Raw genomic sequence first — 17,094 nt, 5'->3', positions numbered from 1 at the left:
GCCAAAACTATGCCGCAGCGGACATGACAGCGTAGTGAACGTCGGCTGTCATCATACGTTCATTGGCCGGTGGAGAGGATGGAGACCCATGCCGCGTAGTAAGATTCGCCCGAATGAGCGACACATCTCTCGAACGCCGGCGTCACTCCGACCGGCGAGACAACCCGCGCGGCGGACGGCGGCCGGAAGACTTGCAGGGCTACGCGCCCCTGGTGCTGGTGGCAGACGACGACGCGAACAGCGGGGCGCGCTGCGTGGCGATCCTCGCCCGTTTACGCTTCGCCGTGGCTCCGGCCCACTCGGTCGACGAAGCGGTCAAGGTGATGACGTCCCTGCACCCCACCCTGATCGTGGCGCGGCTCAAGGACGAGGCGGCGCTGCGCGCGCACATGGCGACCGACCCTGCGCTCGGCGACATCCCGATGGTGACGCTGACGCCAGAGAACGATGCCCCGCAATTGATGATCGAAGAGATCCGCCGCGCCCTGCGCGGAAAGTGATCGGAGCGGACGTCCGGTGAGGATGCCGCTCGTCGCCGTGGTCGGGTTCCTGTCGGCGGCGGTTCTTCAGGGACAAGCGCCGGCGCCGGCCGCCGCACTGTCCCTGGCGGACGCGCTGGCGCGCGCCGCGGACGCCAGCCCGGCCGCGGTGGCGGCTCGGGCGGCTCGGGCCATCGACGTCGCCGGGCTCGACGTGGCCCGCCAGCGCCCGAACCCCGATCTCGCGTTCGAGTACGACAAGGAGACGCCACACTGGGCGTTCACCGGAACGCTGCCGCTCGAGATCTCGGGCAAGCGGCAACGCCGCCTCGACCTGGCCAATGCGACGCTCGCCGTGACCGACGCGGAGACCGCGCGCATCAATGCGGACCTGCGTGCCGACGTCCGCCGCGCCTACTTCGAGGCAGTCGCCGCCGAACGCCGCATCACCATCGCCCAGCAGCTCGAACAGCTCGCCACGCGCGCGCGCGATGCCGCGCAGGAACGGTTCCAGACCGGCGCGGCGCCGCGGCTGGAGGCCCTGCAGGCCGGCCTGACGCTGGCGCAGGCGAGCAACGAGGTCGGCGCCGCACAGGGAGACGCCACGGCGGCGCGCGCCGAGCTGAATGCGCTGCTCGCCTACCCGCTCGACGCCGTCCCCGCGCTCACCGAGCCGCTGGAGTCGGCGCCGCTGCCGACGCTCGAGGCGGCGACGCAGCAGACGCTCGCCGGCAACGCCGAGCTGCACGTGCTGCAGACCCAGATCGAGGAGGCCCGCGCGCGCGCCAGCCTGACCCGCGCGATGCGCCGTCCAGATCCCTCGGTCATGGGCGCACTCACCTACGACGCCCCAGGCGAATTCACCACTGGCTGGCGGCTTGGAGCCAACGTCGCGCTGCCGATCTTCACGACCGGGAAAGCCGACGTCGCCGCGGCCGACGCCACCGTCCACCGCGCCGAAGCGGATCGCGACGCGCGGATCGCCGCCATCACCGGCGCCGTCGCCTCGGCGCTCAGCCGTGCCGCCGCCGCCAAGCGAACCGTCGATCGCTATCTGAGCGAGATCCTGCCCGCCTCGCAGCAGGTGGAACAGATGGCCGACGAGTCGTACCGCGCCGGCCAGACCGGCCTGCCGGCCTACCTGCAGACCGTCCAGGCGGCGCGCGACGTGCGCCAGCGCGCGCTGCAGGCCGGACTCGACTATCAGCACGCGCTGGCCGATCTCGAACGCGCGATGGGAACGCCGATCAAATGAGAACGACCGCCCTCGTCATCGCTCCTGCGCTGCTCTTCTGGAGCTGCACGAAACCGGCCGTCGAACAAGTCGAGACGAAGGCGGCCGCGCCGGTCACGACCGTGACGCTCGCGCCGCAGACGCTCGCAGGCGTCGTCTCGGCCACGGGCGTCGTCGCCGCCGCTCCGGGCGCCGACTGGACGATTACCGCCCCCGAGCACGGCCGCATCGCCGAGATGCCGAAAGCCGAAGGCGACCGCGTCCAGACGGGCGACCTGCTCGTGCGATTCGACATTCCGTCGCTCCACACCGATGTCGCGACACGGCGAGGCGAGGTGGCAACCGCGGAAGCCCACGTCCAGAACGCGCAGGCTTCGGTCACGCGCCTGACGACGCTGGTCCAACATGGGGTCGCGGCGCAGAAGGAGCTCGAGGACGCGCAGCGCGACTTCGCCGAAGCACAAGCCGCGGTTGGGCAGGCACAAGCCGCGCTGCAGAACGCCGGCGCGATCGAAGCGCGGACGGTCGTGCGCGCCACGTTTCCTGGCGTCATCGCCAGGCGCGCCCACAATCCAGGCGACATCGTCGACGCCTCCACCAGCGACGTCATCCTCCGCGTCATCGATCCGAACAAGCTGCAGGTCGTGGCGTCGGTCGCGATCGCCGATCTGGCGCGCGTCCAGATCGGCCGCCCGGTGCAAATCGCCGTGCCGGGCGCCGACGACCCGGAAGCGGGCAAGGTGCTGAGCCGCCCCGCCGTGGTGGATCCGACCGGCGTCTCCGCCGACGTCCGCATCTCGTTCGTCACCGCGACGAAGCTGGCGGCTGGCACGCCGGTGCGCGTCGAGATCGTCGCCGAGCAGCGCCAGGACGTGCTCGTCGTGCCGGTCGAGGCCGTGCTCCACGAGGATGACGACTCGTACGTCATGGTCGCCGGGGCCGACAAGAAGGCGCACAAGCGAAAGATCACCACAGGGTTGACCACACCAACGCAGGTCGAGGTGACGGCAGGCCTCAAGGCGGGCGACGCCGTGATCGTCAAGGGACAGCAGGAGCTGCCCGACGGCGGCGACATCGCATTGGCCGGCGCGAAAGACGACGACAAGAAAGGCGACGACAAGAAGGACGACAAGAAGGACGAGAAGGGGAAATGAACCTCGCGGCCTTCGTCGAGCGCTACGGGCGCGCGATTGTCGTCATCACCGGCCTGCTGGCTGCTGCCGGCCTGTATTCCGCCTTCCAGCTGCCGAGCGACATCTATCCCCCGCTGGTCTTTCCGCGCGTCGCCGTGATCGGCCACGCCGGCAGCCTGCCCGCCAAGACGATGATGCTGACGGTGACGCGGCCCATCGAACAGGCGCTGCTCGAAGTGCCTGGCATCCGCCGCGTCCGCTCGAAGACCTTCCGCGGCTCGACCGAGATCTCGGCGCAGTTCGACCCGGCGACCGACATGGTGCTGGCGCTGCAGCAGGCGCAGGGCCGCATCGCCGAGGCCCGATCGTCGTTGCCGCCCGACCTCGATCTCACGGTCGATCGTCTGACGCCCTCGGCGTTTCCATTCCTGAGCGTGAACCTCACCGGCGGCCTGCCGGCCGCGGATCTCTACGATTACGGCTTCTACGTGATGCGGCCGGCGCTGTCGCGCGTGCCCGGCGTCGGCAACGTCGAGGTCCTCTCGAGCGATCAGCCGGAAATCGAGGTGATCGCCGATCCCGCCCGCTTGACCGCTGCCGGCCTGACGATCGGCAACGTCGCCGACTCGCTGCAGGCGGCCAACGCCCTCGCGCCGGTCGGACGCTACGCACAGGGCGGGCTCCTCCATCTCGTCCTCGCCTCTGGCATGTGGAAAGGGATCGAAGACATTCCCGCCACACCCCTGGTGGTCAAGGGGGGCACGACGATCCGCGTCGCCGACGTCGCGACGGTCGAGCGCGGCGCACCCGACCGCATGTCGCTGGTCAGCGGCGACGGCAAGGTCGCCGCCAATATCAGCATCTCGCAGCAGATTGGCGCCAACATCCTCGACGTGCGCGCCGGCGTCGAGACCGTGCTCAACGATCTCGCCAAGTCGCTGCCGAGCGGGCTGACGATCTCGAAGACCTACGACCTCGCCGAGTTCGTCACCGAGGCGATCGTCAACGTCCGCGACGCCATCCTGATCGGTGCGGTTCTCGCGGTCATCGTGCTGCTGGTGTTCCTGCAGGACTGGCGGCTGACGTTCGTCGCCTCGGTGACGCTGCCGCTGACGATCATGACGACGTTCCTGGTCATGCGCTGGGTCGGGCAGACGATCAACGTCATGTCGATGGGCGGCCTCGCGGTCGCCATCGGGCTGGTCATCGACGACGCGGTGGTCGTTGTCGAGAACATCTACCGGCACCTCGATCGCGGCGAGCAGCCGGCCGCGTCGGTGGGCCTGGCGATGCAGGAAATCATGGCGCCGGTCGTTGGATCGACACTGACGACCGTCGTGGTGTTCCTGCCGCTCGGCATGCTGTCGGGCGTGGTCGGCCAGTTCTTCAAGTCCCTGTCGATCACGCTTGCCGCGGCGGTGCTCATTTCGCTCGTGCAGGCCCTGACGCTGATCCCGCTGCTGGCCCGCATCGCGGCGCGCCGCCGCTCGGGCACGGCGGAGAAGCCGCCCGCACACGAAGCCGGCCTGCTCGAGCGCACGTACTCCCGGACGCTCGATTCGACGATGCACCGGCCCGCGCTCGGGCTCGTCGTCGCGCTGGTGCTCGCCATCGCAGGCGGTCTCCTCTTCATGCGGCTCGGCACCGGCTTCCTGCCAGAGGCCGACGAGGGGGGCTTCGTCATCGACTACAACGCCCCGGCCGGCACCGCCCTCGACGAAATCGACAAGGACGTGAAGAAGATCGAGGCGATCCTGCACGACACGCCAGACATCGCGGCCTACACGCGACGGACCGGCACCGAGCTGGGGCTGTTCGCGACGGAGCAGACCAAGGGGGACATCCTCGTCCGCCTCAAGCCGCCGAAATCGCGCCGATCGGCTGACCAGGTAATCGAGGAGCTCCGCGGCAAGCTGACCGAGACCGTGCCGGCGTTCGACATCGAGTTCGTGCAGCTGTTGCAGGACATGCTCGGCGATCTCGAGGGGGCGGCCGAACCCGTCGAGGTGAAGGTGTTCGGCGACGATCCCGACACGCTCGCCGACATCTCCGAGCAGATCGAGAAGATGGTCGAAGGCACCAAGGGTGTCGTTGACGTGGTCGGGGTGCGCCGCGGCAACCCGGAGACAACGTGGCAGTTCGATCGCGCCGCGCTCGGGCGCCTGGGGCTGTCGATCACTCAGGCGTCGGAGCAGCTCAGCGACGCGTGGCTGGGGGACGTCAAGACCGAACTGCGCCTGTCCGATCGAACCATCCCCGTCCGGGTGCGCTACCCGGACCTTTATCGCCTCGATCCGGCGCGGATGGCGACGACGACGATTCGCGCCGACGACGGACGGGCCGCGCCGCTCAGCGCGCTGGCACAGCCGACGACCACTGAAGGGGAACTCATCCTCGACCGCGAGAACCTGCGGCAGATGGCGCTCGTCACCGGCCGCCTCGAAGACCGCGACCTCGGCAGCGCCGTGGCCGAGATCAAGCAGAAGCTCACGACGCTCACGCTGCCGGTCGGCTACAGCACGGAAGTCGGCGGCCAGTACGAGGCGCAGCGGCAGTCGTTCCGGGAGCTGCTGACCGTGTTCGCGATCGCGGCGTCGCTGGTCTTCGTCATCCTCGTCGTGCAGTTCCGCCGCTTCCTGCCGGCCGTGCTGATCCTGCTCGCCGCGCCACTGTCGCTCGGCGGCGCGTTCGCGCTGCTGCTGCTCACCGGTACCGTGCTCAATGTCTCGTCGGCGATGGGTTTGATTCTGCTGGTCGGGCTCGTGGTGAAGAACGGCATCGTGCTCATCGACTACGCCCACCGCCTGCGCGACGAGGGACGTCCGTTCACCGAATCGCTCGAGATCGCCGGACGAGTGCGGCTGCGGCCGATTCTGATGACGACGTTGTGCACGCTCTTCGGCCTGCTGCCGCTGGCGCTGGGACTGGGCGCCGGCGCCGAGCTGCAGCGGCCGCTGGCCATTGCAGTGATCGGCGGCCTGACCTTATCGACGTTCGTGACGCTCTATCTCGTGCCGCTGGCGTATCGGGCGCTGTCGCGCGCGGCGTAGCGGCGGGGCCTCGGCTTTTCGTCGCTCAGACGAGTGGCGAGGGCGCGTCGGCTCTCACTCGGCTCTCAACGCGATCATCGGATCGACGCGCGTCGCCCGCTGCGCCGGAACGAGGGTCGCCACCAGCGACACGAGAGTCACGAGCGCGGTCACCGAACCGAAGGTCAGCGGATCGTGAGCGCTCACGCCGAAGAGGATGTTCTGCACGGCGGAGCCAAGCGCCGTGGCAAGCGCGAACGCGGCGCCGAGCCCGAGCGCGAGCCCGACGGCGAGCTGAACGGCCCCCTGACGCAGCACCATCTGCAGGATGCGCGTGTAATGCGCCCCGAGCGCCATCCGCACGCCGAACTCCTGCCGCCGCTGGTTGACCGAGAACGACATGACTCCGTACATCCCGACCGCGGCCAGCAGCATCGCCACCGCGCCGAACGTCGTGAACATCATCGCGATGATCCGGTTCTGGCCCACGAATCCCGCGATCTGCGTCTGGGGCGTACCGACGAAGTAAAGCGGTAGGTTGGCGTCGACGCCCGCGATCTCGCGGCGCAGGTGCGTCGCCAGGCCGTCGGCACGCTGCCCGCCGCGCGGCTTGAGCACGATCGTCGCGAACTGGGCAACGAAAGGCCCCGGCTGCACCGGTCCGAACGGATTGGCATAGAAGGGCACGTAGAAACCGGTCTCGTCCACGCCGGGATTGTTGAACGGTCCAAGCATGCGGATCGTCGTGACCACGCCGACGATCGCGCGCCAGGGACCGAACTGGCGGCCGTTGCCGGCGACGGTCCGGAAGTGGCGCCCGAGCGGGCTTTCGTTGCCGAAGTGTTTGTGCGCGAACGCGGCATTGACGATGGCGACAGGCTCCCGTGCGTCGAGATCGTCCCGCGTGAAGGTGCGCCCCTCGAGCAGCTTCTGCCCGGTCACGCTGAAGAAACCACTGCTCACCTGCTCGAAATTGGCGTTTGGACGATCGCGGTTCTCACGATAGGTCCGGCCCTCGATCTCGATCGGGCCGTTGCCCGCGAACACCATGCGGAACCGGTTCGTGAGCCCGACCGCCTCCACCTGCGGGTCCGCCTCGAAGTGCCGGACCAGCCGCTCGTAGAAGATCTGGCGCGACTCGGGCGTCGGGTAGTCTCCTTCCATCAGGCCCATCCGCGCCGAGAGCAGTCCCGACGTGTCGTAGCCGTAGTCGATCGTCTGCTGCTTGGTGATCGACCGCATCTGCAGCAGCGACCCGACGAGCAGCACGCAGGTCACCACGATCTGGAAGACCACCAGCCCGCGGGACAGCAGCGAGACGCTGCGGCTCGTGTTTCCGCGGCCGGCGTCGCGCAGCACCTCAACGGCGTTGGCGCGGGACGACAGCAGCGCCGGCAACAGGCCTGAGACGACCGCCGCCGCCAGCGTCGAGAGCACGGTAAAGGCGAGCACCCTGCGGTCGATGTCGAACGTAATCCACGACGGCGGCGGATTGTCGAGATTCCGGACGGTGGCGCCGAGCCAGTCGGTCGCGCCGTAGGCCAGCGCTACCCCGACGACGGCGCCGATCCCCGCGATCAGCAGGCTCTCGGTCAACATCTGCCGGACGATGCGCCCGCGCGAGGCGCCGAGCGACGAGCGCACCGCCAGCTCCTTGGCCCGCAGCGTCGCCCGCGCGAACTGCATGTTCATCACGTTGACGCAGGCGATGAGCAGCACGCCGACGCAGAAGCCCAGCATCGTCCACATCGTGCCGCGCAGCGCCGCGCCCGTGAAGACGTTGAGGAGCGGCTGCACCTGGCCGGTGTTGAACGACTTGTTGGTTTCGGGATACGCGGCGGCGAAGCGCCGGGCGAGCGTCGTCGCCTCCGCGTTCGCCTGGTCGAGCGAGACGTCCGACTTGAGCAGCGCCAGCACCGACGGATTCACCGCTGCCGGATCGTTGCGCTGCTTGGGCGGGAACTCGCTGTAGAGCGGAATCCAGATCTCTTCGTTGGTCGGGAAAGCGAAGCCCTTTCCCATGACGCCGATCACGGTCGCCGGTTTGCCGTTGATCCGGACGCCCTTGCCGACGATGTCGGCGGCGCCGCCGAAGTCGCGCTGCCAGATGCCGTAGCCGATGATTGCCACCTTGCCGGCATTCGGCTGGTTGTCGGCGCCGGTGAAATCGCGGCCCATCATCGGCGACACGCCGAGGATCCGGAGAAAGTCCTCCGTCACGTAGGCGCCCGTGTACCGCTGCGGGTGGCCGTTGACGGTGACGTTGACGGTCGAGCCGTTCAGATAGGCGGCCAGCGCGTCGTACGAGCGCTGCCCCGGGCGCAGTTCGTCGAAGTCCATCGACGAGACCTGGCCGTTGACTCCGAAGAACGTGGCCGTCGAGGGGTCGATGAAGTTGAGGCTGACGAGCCGCTCGGCGTTGGGGAACGAAAACCCGCGCAGCATGACGCCGTTGACGACACCGAACATGGTCGTCACAGCGCTGATCCCAAGCGCCAGGACAAGCACCGCCAGCGCGCAGAAGGAGCGTTCCTTCACCAGCACACGAAGGCCGATCCGGATGTCGCGGAGGAGCGTGTCGGGCATGATCTGACTTAGACGACACAGCGGTCCCGCAGTTCATCCCATCGGTTGCGGGACCGGCGTCTGCGGCCCATTCGGGCCGGAAATCACGTTTGATCGATGAAATACGGCACGGCGCGCAGCGCGAGCGCGGCGGCGAGCGCGACCAGCGCCGGCACGGCGAACCACTCGTAGACCGGCACGTCGCGGACGTAGACGTGACTGACGAGCAGCCCCTTCTCGATCTGATCGATGGTGCGGGAGGCGGCCTGCAGATCCCGCTCCGAGTCGGCGCTGAAATACCGCCCGCCCGCGTCGGCGATCGCCGCGATCAGCATCTGCACCGCCGGCTTCTCCTTCACGTCGCGCTCGAGGTCGACGCCGACCATGTGGACGCGGATGTCGGCCGCCCTGGACTCCTGCAGGACGTCGACCGGCTCGCGTCCGCGGTTATTCTCGCCGTCGGTGAACAGCACGATCACCTGGTGCCCACGCGAGTCTTTCGTCGCCTGCCGCGACAGCACGTAGTTCGACAGCGCCAGGCCGTCGCCAATCGCGGTCTGCCCTTCGCCCTGCAGGATCTTGTCGTCGATCAGATCGACGTAATGCAGCAGGTACTCGTGGTCGAAGGTCAGAGGACTGATGACGTAGGCGTTGTCGGAAAAGACCACCAACCCGATCCGATCGTCGCGGCGGGTGCTGACGAACGTCCGCACCGCCCCCTTGACGGCGTCCATCCGCGTGCGGCCGGTCGGCTCGATTGGTAGATTCGGGTGCTGCCCCGACCCCATCTCCTCCTGCATGCTCGAGGACAAATCGATCAGCAGGACGATGTCGAGGCCGCGCGACTGCAGATCGGCCTGCGAGTACGGAATCACCGGCTGCATCACCGCCAGGCTCGCGCAGGCGGCGGCTACCGCCAGCGCGGCAAATGGCAAGCGCCGCAGCGGCGACGCGCGGTGGCGGAAGCGACTCAGGGGCGCCGTCGCGGTGAAGGCAGCGAACCGCCACCGTACGCGCCATCTCATCAGCGCGACGACCGAGAACGCCGCGGCGAGCCAGATGCCTGCGCCGGGATAGAGAAACCGCATGATGACGTCTGGCGTCAGCGTCCCGAGAGCACCTGCTCGGCCGTCGCCAGCGCATCCCGGCAGGCCGCCTCCGACAACACCGCCGAGGCCGGCTGATAGCGCGCCTCGTCGCAGGTCCGCAGCAGCGACACCACCGTCTCCCTCGGGAGGCGCCCGCCGCGTGCCGCCAGAGCCGCGCCAATTTCGTCGGCGGTCAACGCCGGCGCCGACATGCGCGCGTGCGATGCGACGTAACCGCGAATCGCCGCGCTGATCTCGTCACAGGCGCGCCGGCGGTCAGCCTCCGTCGACACATCCATGGTCCGCAGCCGCTCGAGCGTGGCGCGCTGATCCTGCTTGATCTGCCGCGTCGAACGGCGCGCCGGCCGCGCAGCGGTCCGGCGGCGCAGAGCAGCGGCTAAGACCACGAGCGCCGGCGCGAGCGAGAGCACGACGAGCGCCACGCCGAACTGCGCCGCGCGGCCATAGAGCACACGGCGCGGCGCCGGGGGCCGGCCGTCGCGGACCGCGACGTCTGGCTGGTTCTCGGGCAGCGTGCTTCGGAAGGCCAGCACCGCCCCCGGCACCTGAACCTCCCCCGCCGGAGCGATGTCCTGCAGGCGCTCCCCCTGCCGCCGCGCGTAGTAGCGCACCGCGATCGGCTCGATCGCCGGGGCCGGCGTGTCGACGCGGTAGGTCGTCAGCACGTAGCGGAACCGGTGCGTCGTTCGATCCGAGGCGTCGGTCGCCGCCGAGCTGTCGCTCGACACGACCTCGAGGCCGTTGAGCCGCAGCTTCTCCTTGGCCAGATCGTCGAGCAGGATGTCGACGCCGGGAGCACACACGATCTCGACGCTGTAGACGACGCGGTCCGCAATCCAGACGGCCGTTCGATCTACCGCCGCGGCCGCGCGTGGCGCGGGCACCTGCGCCGGCGCCGCCGACTGGCCCCGCGCCGGCTCCGTGATCAGCACGGCCATCGACGCCGCACACAACAGGGTCGCGGCAGTCCGCTTCACGCCTTCCTCCTGGCAAAGAGCGACAGCACCGGCAGAACCGGGCTGGCGTCGGTCGGCACGAACACGTGATCCATCGGCACGCGATAGAACGACCGCGCCAGCGCCGCGCGCCGCGCCGACGCCGTAGCCGCGAATTCGGACCGCGCGGCGCCGCTCAGGCCAACCGTGACGCGCCGCCCCGACTCGATGTCGCGCAGCTGGACGTAGCCGGCGCCTGGCGGCAGCGACCGCTCGGCACGGTCGTCCGGGACGACGGCGATGAGATCGTGACGCGCGGCGAGCTGTGCGATCTCCGGGCTCTCCAGCACGGCGTCGTCGGTGACGAAGTCGGAGACGATGAACACGACGCTCATCCGCTTCAACGACCTCGACAGCTCGCGGATCGCGGGAATCATCAGCGTCCGTCGCGACGCCGGCTCGAGAGCCCACGCCTGCTGCAGCACGTTCCAGGCGGCGCCGCGCGTCCGCTTCGGCCTGGTCGCGAACAGCACCCGATCCGAGAAGGCCATGAAGCCGGTGTTGATCTGGTCCGAGATCGCCGAGAAGAGAATCGAACCGGTGATGTAGGTGAGCGCCTCTCGCTTGGAGTAGGCGCTCGAACCGAGCGACATCGATCGCGAGACGTCCATCACCACCATCACGTTCATCTCGCGCTCGGCATGCGTGTGCCGCACGAACGGCGCTCCGAGCCGCGCCGTCACATTCCAGTCGATCCGCCGCACGTCGTCGCCCGGCCGGTACGGCTGATGCTCGTCGAAGTCGAAACCTGGCCCCCGCAGCGGACTCTGGTAGGCGCCGACCCGCTGGTTGCGGATCTTCCGTCCCGTCTCCACCTCGATGTAGCGGAGCTCGCGCATGACGTGCTCGGGAATCATGGGATCGGCACCGCCGACAGCAGGTCCGCCAGGATCGCGTCGGCATCCACTCCTTCGGCCTGCGCCCGAACGGTCCGGACGATCCGGTGGCGCGTCACGTCGCAGAAGATCTCCTTGACGTCGCCAGGCAGCACGTGACTGCGGCCGTTCAGGAACGCGTTGACCCGGCATAGCGCCAGCAGGTGCTGATAGGAACGCGGCGAGATGCCGAGCATGAGCATCTCCTTCAGCTCGCCGCGCCCTGCCTCGCCCGGGTCGCGGGTCGCGCGGCCGAGACGGACGATGTAGTCGAGGATCTTGTCGTCGACGTAGACCGTCGCCTGGATGAACTCGCGCAGCACATTGACGTCCGACGGCGACACGCGGCGCTCGATGGTGGTGGTGGCGAGCCGCGATTGCAGCATCTGCACCTCTTCGGCCGCCTCGGGATAGCCGACGCGGAGCATCATCGAAAACCGGTCGAGCTGTGCTTCCGGCAGCGTATAGACGCCTTCCTGCTCGACCGGGTTCTGCGTCGCGAGCACCCAGAACGGATCGTCGAGCGGGAACGTCGTGTCCGCCAGGGTCACCTGCCGCTCCTGCATCGCCTCGAGCAGCGCACTCTGCGTCTTCGGCGTCGCGCGGTTGATTTCGTCGGCCAGCAGGATGTTGGTGAACACCGGGCCCTGCTCGATGCGGAACGACGCGGTCCTGGCGTCGTAGATTCGGGTGCCCAGGATGTCGGCCGGCAGCAGGTCCGGCGTCAACTGCACGCGCTGGAACTTCGCCGAGATCGCCTGCGCCAGCGTGGTCGCGGTGAGCGTCTTGGCCACACCGGGGACCCCCTCGAGCAGCAGGTGGCCGCAGCCCGTGCGAGCCTTGCCGCGCGAGGCGGCGAACGGAATCGCGGCAAACAGCGCCGTCAGCATGCGGCGGATCAGCGTGTGCTGGCCGACGATGACCTTGCCGATCTCCTGTTCCAGTGCCGCGACGATCTCACCGGCGGCCCGCGCATTCAACTGATCGTGTTCCATTTCCCTCTGAGCGGCTTCGCTCCTCAGACGCCCCTACACGCTCGCGCGCGTGATCACAGGACCAACCACAGCCCGGCGATCGCGACCGCCGCCGCGGCCAGCGCAAACGGATACAGATCGCGATACTCCGTCGTCGTGCGCCAGCCGACCAGTCGCCGCTCGCCCTGCTCGATCTCCTGCAGCGCCCGCGTCAGATCGCCGCCGGTGCGGGATCGCAGGTAACGGCCGCCGGAGACGGAGGCCAGGGTGCGCAGCGTCGCTTCGTCGAAGCGCGTCCGCACGATGCGGCCCGCCTCGTCACGGAGCGGCGCCTCCTTGCCGTCCGGCTGGATCTCCGGCACCGCCACTTCGTTGTCGGAGCCGATGCCGATGCTGTTGATGTGATGCCCCTCCTGTCGGTAGACGGCCAGCTGGCGGCTCAATTCGCCGCCATAGTCTTCGCCGTCCGAGAGCAGCACGAAGATCTTGCGGGTGCGCCGATCGTCCTTCCGCGCAACCTCGAGCGCATTCTTGAGCGCCGCGCCGATGTTGGTGCCGAGCAGCGTCTGCGGGTCGCTCTCGATCCAGTCGAGATAGAACGCAACGGTATCGAGATCGCGGGTCAGGTACGAGAGGATCACCGACGTGCCGGCGAAGCCGACGAGTCCGACGCGATCGATGTTCTCCGGCTTGTTGCGCAGGAAGTTGCGGATCTCGCCGGTGGCGCGCGAAAAGCGTGACGGACTGATGTCGTGTGCGCGCATCGACGCCGACCGATCGAGCATGATCACCAGGTCTTCCCGCTCGAACTGCGGCAGGGTGGTGGTCAGTTGTGCCTGCGGACGCAGCAGCGCCATCACCAGCGCGCCGCCGGCGGTCAGCGCGAGCAGCGCCAGGCCGGCGTCCCGCCACCACGTCGAACGCCTCGACAGCGCCAGGAACCGCGGCGGAATCGCGGCACGGCCGCGCTGCCGCGCGACGTAGAGCGCGCGCACCGTGCAGCAGGCCGCGAGCAGCGGCAGCAGCTGCCACCACGGAGCGTATTCCGGCCGGAGAAAACGCACTAGCGGGCCGCTCTGCCCTTCATCAGCCGACTCGCCGCGGCGTCTTGACGCCGGGCTGCGGCGGCCGGAGCAGTTGCATCATCTGCTTCGGCGGTGTCTTCGGATCCTTGCGCAGCTCCGCCGCCAGCCGGGTCGTCAGCTCGAAGTTGTACTTAGTGTCCCAGTCGTCGGGCGCCGCTTCGATGGCCTTGCGGAATTCGTCTTCGGCGCGGCCGAGCCACCCGAGGCGCGCGTCGGGCTGCGGTTCGACCATCGCTTTCTGGAAGAACGCGCTGGCGGCCCAGAAGCTCGGCGACGCCGCGGCTGGGGCGCGCTGCGAGAGGTCGATCACCTGGTCGAAGCGCTTCAGGCGGTAGAGGGCGGTGAGATGGTTCGCGAGCACCCGCGCGTACTCGTCGACCGTCAGCTGCCGCACGGCCGGAACGGCGTCGAACCGCGCTTCGGCGAGCGTGTAGGCGGCGATCGCCTGCTCCAGCCGTCCGTCGGCCAGCGCCGCGTCGCCCTCCGCGACGGATGCCGTCCAGCGGGAGTAGCCGATGAGGGCGAGCCCTGCCGCAAGCAGCAGGACCACGATCGTTGAGGTTATCGCGCGTGTCATCGCAGAGGCCGGGGTTACCGCTGCCGCGGCAGCGGTAAGTCTATCGCGAGACGACGATCGTGGTGCGGACGTCCGCACCACGGTTCGTCACACCTTACCGGGAACCGATCTTCACCGGCGCCTCGGGTGTCTTCCCCAGGCTCAGCAGGTTGGCCAGCAGCTGATACGCACCGTCGGTGCCGGCCGGCAGCTGACGCCAGAGGCCGAGCCCGATATAGATCCACCGGCCCTTCCCGATCTTGCCCTCCACCAGCGCCCCCAGCTTGACGCCGGGGTTGTCGGCGAACGAGTCGACCATCGAGACCAGATCGGTGTACTTCGGATCCTTCTCGCCGAGGAAGTACAAGCCGCGCTCCTGGACCCAGCCGCTCCACGCCTGCGGCCCGATCCGGTTCGGACGGGTGAAGACCGGATCTTCCTTCTGCAGGATGTCGACCGGCACGGTCTCGTCCGACACCCGCTCGTTGCTGACGCGCGCCGGGAACGGACCGTACTGCTGCTGGTTGAACTCCATCTTGTTGTACTGCACCAGCACGGTGCCGCCGCGCTCGGCGTAATCGAGCAGACGCTTGTTGTAGGCCCGCAGATCGTCGCGCCGCTCGTAGGCGCGGACGCCGGTCATGATGACGTCGTATTTCGACAGGTCGCCCCACGCCAGCTCGTCGCGGTCGATGAGGCTCAGCTTCGCGCCGAGCTGCTCGATCGCCGGCGGCACCTGATCGCCGACGCCGACGATGTAGCCGACGTGCAGGCCCGGCGCCGTCTTGACGTCGATGACCTTCACCGCCGTCGTCGCCGGCTTGATCACCTGCCGCCGCTGCACGTGCGGATACTCGATCTCCTGATAGCCGTCGCTGAACGTCTGATCGCCGGTGACGCTCGAGGTGACGACCGCGGTGACGGGATATTCGCCGATCTTCACGGACGCCGGCGCGGTGACCCGAAAGCGGGCCGAGAGCGCCTCGTCCTCGTGGGCGAAGTCGATCGGCGCACTCGCCGGGGCGACGCGCCATCCCGCCGGCAGGCGCAGCGTCACGGCTGCTTTCGCCGGTCCTTTGGTGCCGTTGGTGACGGTGACGTAGATCTCACGATCGACGGCCTTCGCCTCTGCGGCGGTCTTCGCCGCCGGAATCACCGCCAGGCCCGGCGACACCTTCACCGAGAAGGCCGGGACGACGCTGAGCTCCATGCGCTTGTCGCCCAGATAGATGTCCTTCGTGTAGCGGAACTGAATCGGCACGTTCCTGGTGACCTCGACCGTCCCCGCCTTCACGTGGTAGGTCGCGCGGAACGGCGACGGCGCGAACGCGATGCCGAACGGCACGTTTGGATCGAAATCGTTGCGCGCGAGGTTCGCGGAGTGCTTCCAATAGTTGTCGTGGAAGTACGGCTCGGTCGGCTTGACGTCCTTCGGCACCTGCAGATCGGCGTTGCAACCGTAGAACCCGCTCTTCGCCGCCGGGCCGGGAGCGCAGCTGGCGGCAGCCGCGAAGCCGGCCACGTCCACTGCCGTGACGGCGACATCGGCGGCGCCCCGGTTGATGGTGACGAACGACGCTTTGATCGGCTGCCCGGCGATGATCAGGCCGTCGTCGGCCAGCGCCTCGAACGTCAGGCCGTGCGCCGCGATCACCGCGTCCTCGTAGTTCCGCTCTTTCTGCGCGAGGCGGAACTCGATCTCGTATTTCGCATCGTCGGAGAGCCCCATCGAGGCGAGCTGCCCGCGCAGCGAGCGGACCGCCGTCAGCCCTGCCTCGATCGGCGCCGCGGTGGCGGCGTCGTCGCCGCCGTCGAACGCCTGTTGCGCGCGTACCGCCTGCTCCGAGATTGCCGCGAGCCCGCTCGTGAGCGCGGCCGGCGGGTTGGCGCCCGCGTATGTCGCGATGCCCGCGAGGGAGACGTCGATGCCGTCGAAGAGCGACGTCTCGTCCTTCTCCATCTGACCGGGAATCGTGGTGTCCATCAACTGATAGTTGGCGGTACCGCCCCCGCCGCCGAACCCGCGGCCGCCGAACTGGACGCCGGGGATCGCCGGCACGCCGCCGGTGCCCTGGCACTTGTGATTGGTGCGGGCGTCGGCGCCGATGTCGGCGTAGGTGCGGCCCAGCAGCTCGTCATAGGCGCCGGTGTTGATCCGCGCCAGCCGCGGCCCCGCAGGCGCCGCCGGCTGTCCCGCCGCAGCCGTCTGCGGCGGCCCCTGCGGAGGCGGACCTCCGCGGTTGCCTCGTCCGCCGATCACGCCGCGGCCGCCGGTGAAGTAGAGCTTTCTCGGCTGCCAGGGGCGCAGGCCTTCCTTGACCTGCTCGGGATACTTCGTGGGATCGCCGGCGGCCTTGTAGGCCTCGCGGGCGAGGATCGTCGTTGCCTCGTGCGCCCGGTCGCCGCCGCCGCCCTGGATGTTCATCGTCAGGAACACGTCCGGACGGAAGGTGCGGATCTGGCGGACGAAGTCGCCGACGGTCTGCTCGTGTCCCCACTTGTCGATGACTTCCTGCGGGCTGAATGAGTAGCCGTAGTCGATGGCGCGGGTGAAGTATTGCTCGGCGCCGTCGATCCGGTGCGCGGAGAGCAGTTCCGACGTCCGGAGCACGCCGATGTCGCGGAAGAGCTCAGGCCCGATCTCGTTCTGCCCGCCTTCGCCGCGGTTGGTCTGCAGATCGATCGAGCGCAGCCCCTTGCCGTGCGTGTAGAGCGCGAAGAGCGGGTTGTGCTCGTCGTCTGGATGCGCCGCCGACTGCATGAACGTCCCCGAGACGTTGAGCTTTCGGATGGCCAGGCCGAGCGCGACATGGCCGCTCTCGGCCGAGACGACCGAGTACGCCATGCGGTTCTGGGCGCTGGGAGCGGCCGCGGCGACGAGCGCCGCGGCGAGACCGAGAGGGAGGGAGGAGCGGAGGAGGGTCATGAGCAAGGTGCTAAGGGTGCTAAAGGTGCCAAGGGTGCTGAGGGTGCTGGTGCTAAGGGTGCGAAGGGTGCTGGTGCTAAAGGTGCCGGTGCTAAACGTGCCGGTGCCAGGATGCTTTGGCGCTTGCAGCACCC

The 17,094-nt window shown here is 68.7% G+C and carries 12 protein-coding genes; 4 read left to right on the top strand and 8 right to left on the bottom strand.

Translation table 11 applies throughout. The features are described 5' to 3' along the window. The first annotated feature begins 113 nt into the window (after positions 1-113). Genes VGI12_03185 through VGI12_03170 form a run of 4 tightly spaced genes read left to right on the top strand, consistent with a single transcriptional unit; the run spans position 114 to position 5,896 of the window. Positions 114-500: a response regulator gene (locus VGI12_03185; GenBank protein HEY2431651.1), complete on the top strand. Its 387-nt coding sequence runs from the start codon at positions 114-116 to the stop codon at positions 498-500. A gap of 22 nt (positions 501-522) precedes the next feature. After that, positions 523-1,734 (top strand): TolC family protein, encoded by a 1,212-nt coding sequence (locus VGI12_03180; GenBank protein ID HEY2431650.1) that lies wholly within the window; start codon positions 523-525, stop codon positions 1,732-1,734. After that, positions 1,731-2,867, top strand: a complete 1,137-nt coding sequence (locus VGI12_03175; GenBank protein ID HEY2431649.1) for an efflux RND transporter periplasmic adaptor subunit — start codon at positions 1,731-1,733, stop codon at positions 2,865-2,867. Before VGI12_03180 ends, VGI12_03175 begins: the two co-directional genes overlap by 4 nt. After that, positions 2,864-5,896, top strand: coding sequence for an efflux RND transporter permease subunit (locus VGI12_03170; GenBank protein HEY2431648.1), 3,033 nt, complete (start codon positions 2,864-2,866; stop codon positions 5,894-5,896). The genes VGI12_03175 and VGI12_03170 overlap by 4 nt, the downstream gene beginning before the upstream one ends. 54 nt (positions 5,897-5,950) lie before the next feature. Here VGI12_03170 and VGI12_03165 read toward each other — a convergent pair whose 3' ends face one another. The 8 genes from VGI12_03165 to VGI12_03130 all read right to left on the bottom strand — a co-directional run bounded on the left by VGI12_03165 (position 5,951) and on the right by VGI12_03130 (position 16,960). Next, positions 5,951-8,461: an ABC transporter permease gene (locus VGI12_03165; GenBank protein HEY2431647.1), complete on the bottom strand. Its 2,511-nt coding sequence runs from the start codon at positions 8,459-8,461 to the stop codon at positions 5,951-5,953. A gap of 83 nt (positions 8,462-8,544) precedes the next feature. Further along, positions 8,545-9,528 carry a VWA domain-containing protein gene (locus VGI12_03160; protein ID HEY2431646.1) on the bottom strand — a complete coding sequence of 328 codons (984 nt, stop codon included), beginning with the start codon at positions 9,526-9,528 and terminating at the stop codon, positions 8,545-8,547. A gap of 14 nt (positions 9,529-9,542) precedes the next feature. Then, positions 9,543-10,526: a hypothetical protein gene (locus VGI12_03155; GenBank protein HEY2431645.1), complete on the bottom strand. Its 984-nt coding sequence runs from the start codon at positions 10,524-10,526 to the stop codon at positions 9,543-9,545. Continuing rightward, positions 10,523-11,383 (bottom strand): DUF58 domain-containing protein, encoded by an 861-nt coding sequence (locus VGI12_03150; protein ID HEY2431644.1) that lies wholly within the window; start codon positions 11,381-11,383, stop codon positions 10,523-10,525. Before VGI12_03150 ends, VGI12_03155 begins: the two co-directional genes overlap by 4 nt. Positions 11,384-11,397: 14 nt before the next feature. Further along, positions 11,398-12,414 carry an AAA family ATPase gene (locus tag VGI12_03145; GenBank protein HEY2431643.1) on the bottom strand — a complete coding sequence of 339 codons (1,017 nt, stop codon included), beginning with the start codon at positions 12,412-12,414 and terminating at the stop codon, positions 11,398-11,400. Between the two features lie 53 nt (positions 12,415-12,467). Next, entirely contained in the window at positions 12,468-13,457 is a 990-nt protein-coding gene (locus tag VGI12_03140) for a VWA domain-containing protein (protein ID HEY2431642.1), read from the bottom strand. A gap of 22 nt (positions 13,458-13,479) precedes the next feature. Beyond that, positions 13,480-14,028 carry a hypothetical protein gene (locus VGI12_03135; protein HEY2431641.1) on the bottom strand — a complete coding sequence of 183 codons (549 nt, stop codon included), beginning with the start codon at positions 14,026-14,028 and terminating at the stop codon, positions 13,480-13,482. 121 nt (positions 14,029-14,149) lie between these two features. Next, on the bottom strand, positions 14,150-16,960 hold the full coding sequence (locus VGI12_03130; protein HEY2431640.1) for a PIG-L family deacetylase: 2,811 nt from the start codon (positions 16,958-16,960) through the stop codon (positions 14,150-14,152). Positions 16,961-17,094: the final 134 nt, after the last annotated feature.

The sequence above is a fragment of the Vicinamibacterales bacterium genome, from assembly GCA_036496585.1.
GTDB lineage: Bacteria > Acidobacteriota > Vicinamibacteria > Vicinamibacterales > 2-12-FULL-66-21 > JAICSD01.
Note: the sequence above shows the minus strand (reverse complement) of the source record. Positions and strands in the feature narration are given on the sequence as shown.

Coding starts and splice junctions, on each gene's coding strand:
- VGI12_03175 (HEY2431649.1), top strand. CDS start 1,731: ATGAGAACGACCGCCCTCGTCATCGCTCCTGCGCTGCTCTTCTGGAGC.
- VGI12_03170 (HEY2431648.1), top strand. CDS start 2,864: ATGAACCTCGCGGCCTTCGTCGAGCGCTACGGGCGCGCGATTGTCGTC.
- VGI12_03185 (HEY2431651.1), top strand. CDS start 114: ATGAGCGACACATCTCTCGAACGCCGGCGTCACTCCGACCGGCGAGAC.
- VGI12_03160 (HEY2431646.1), bottom strand. CDS start 9,528: ATGCGGTTTCTCTATCCCGGCGCAGGCATCTGGCTCGCCGCGGCGTTC.
- VGI12_03165 (HEY2431647.1), bottom strand. CDS start 8,461: ATGCCCGACACGCTCCTCCGCGACATCCGGATCGGCCTTCGTGTGCTG.
- VGI12_03150 (HEY2431644.1), bottom strand. CDS start 11,383: ATGCGCGAGCTCCGCTACATCGAGGTGGAGACGGGACGGAAGATCCGC.
- VGI12_03180 (HEY2431650.1), top strand. CDS start 523: ATGCCGCTCGTCGCCGTGGTCGGGTTCCTGTCGGCGGCGGTTCTTCAG.
- VGI12_03145 (HEY2431643.1), bottom strand. CDS start 12,414: ATGGAACACGATCAGTTGAATGCGCGGGCCGCCGGTGAGATCGTCGCG.
- VGI12_03130 (HEY2431640.1), bottom strand. CDS start 16,960: ATGACCCTCCTCCGCTCCTCCCTCCCTCTCGGTCTCGCCGCGGCGCTC.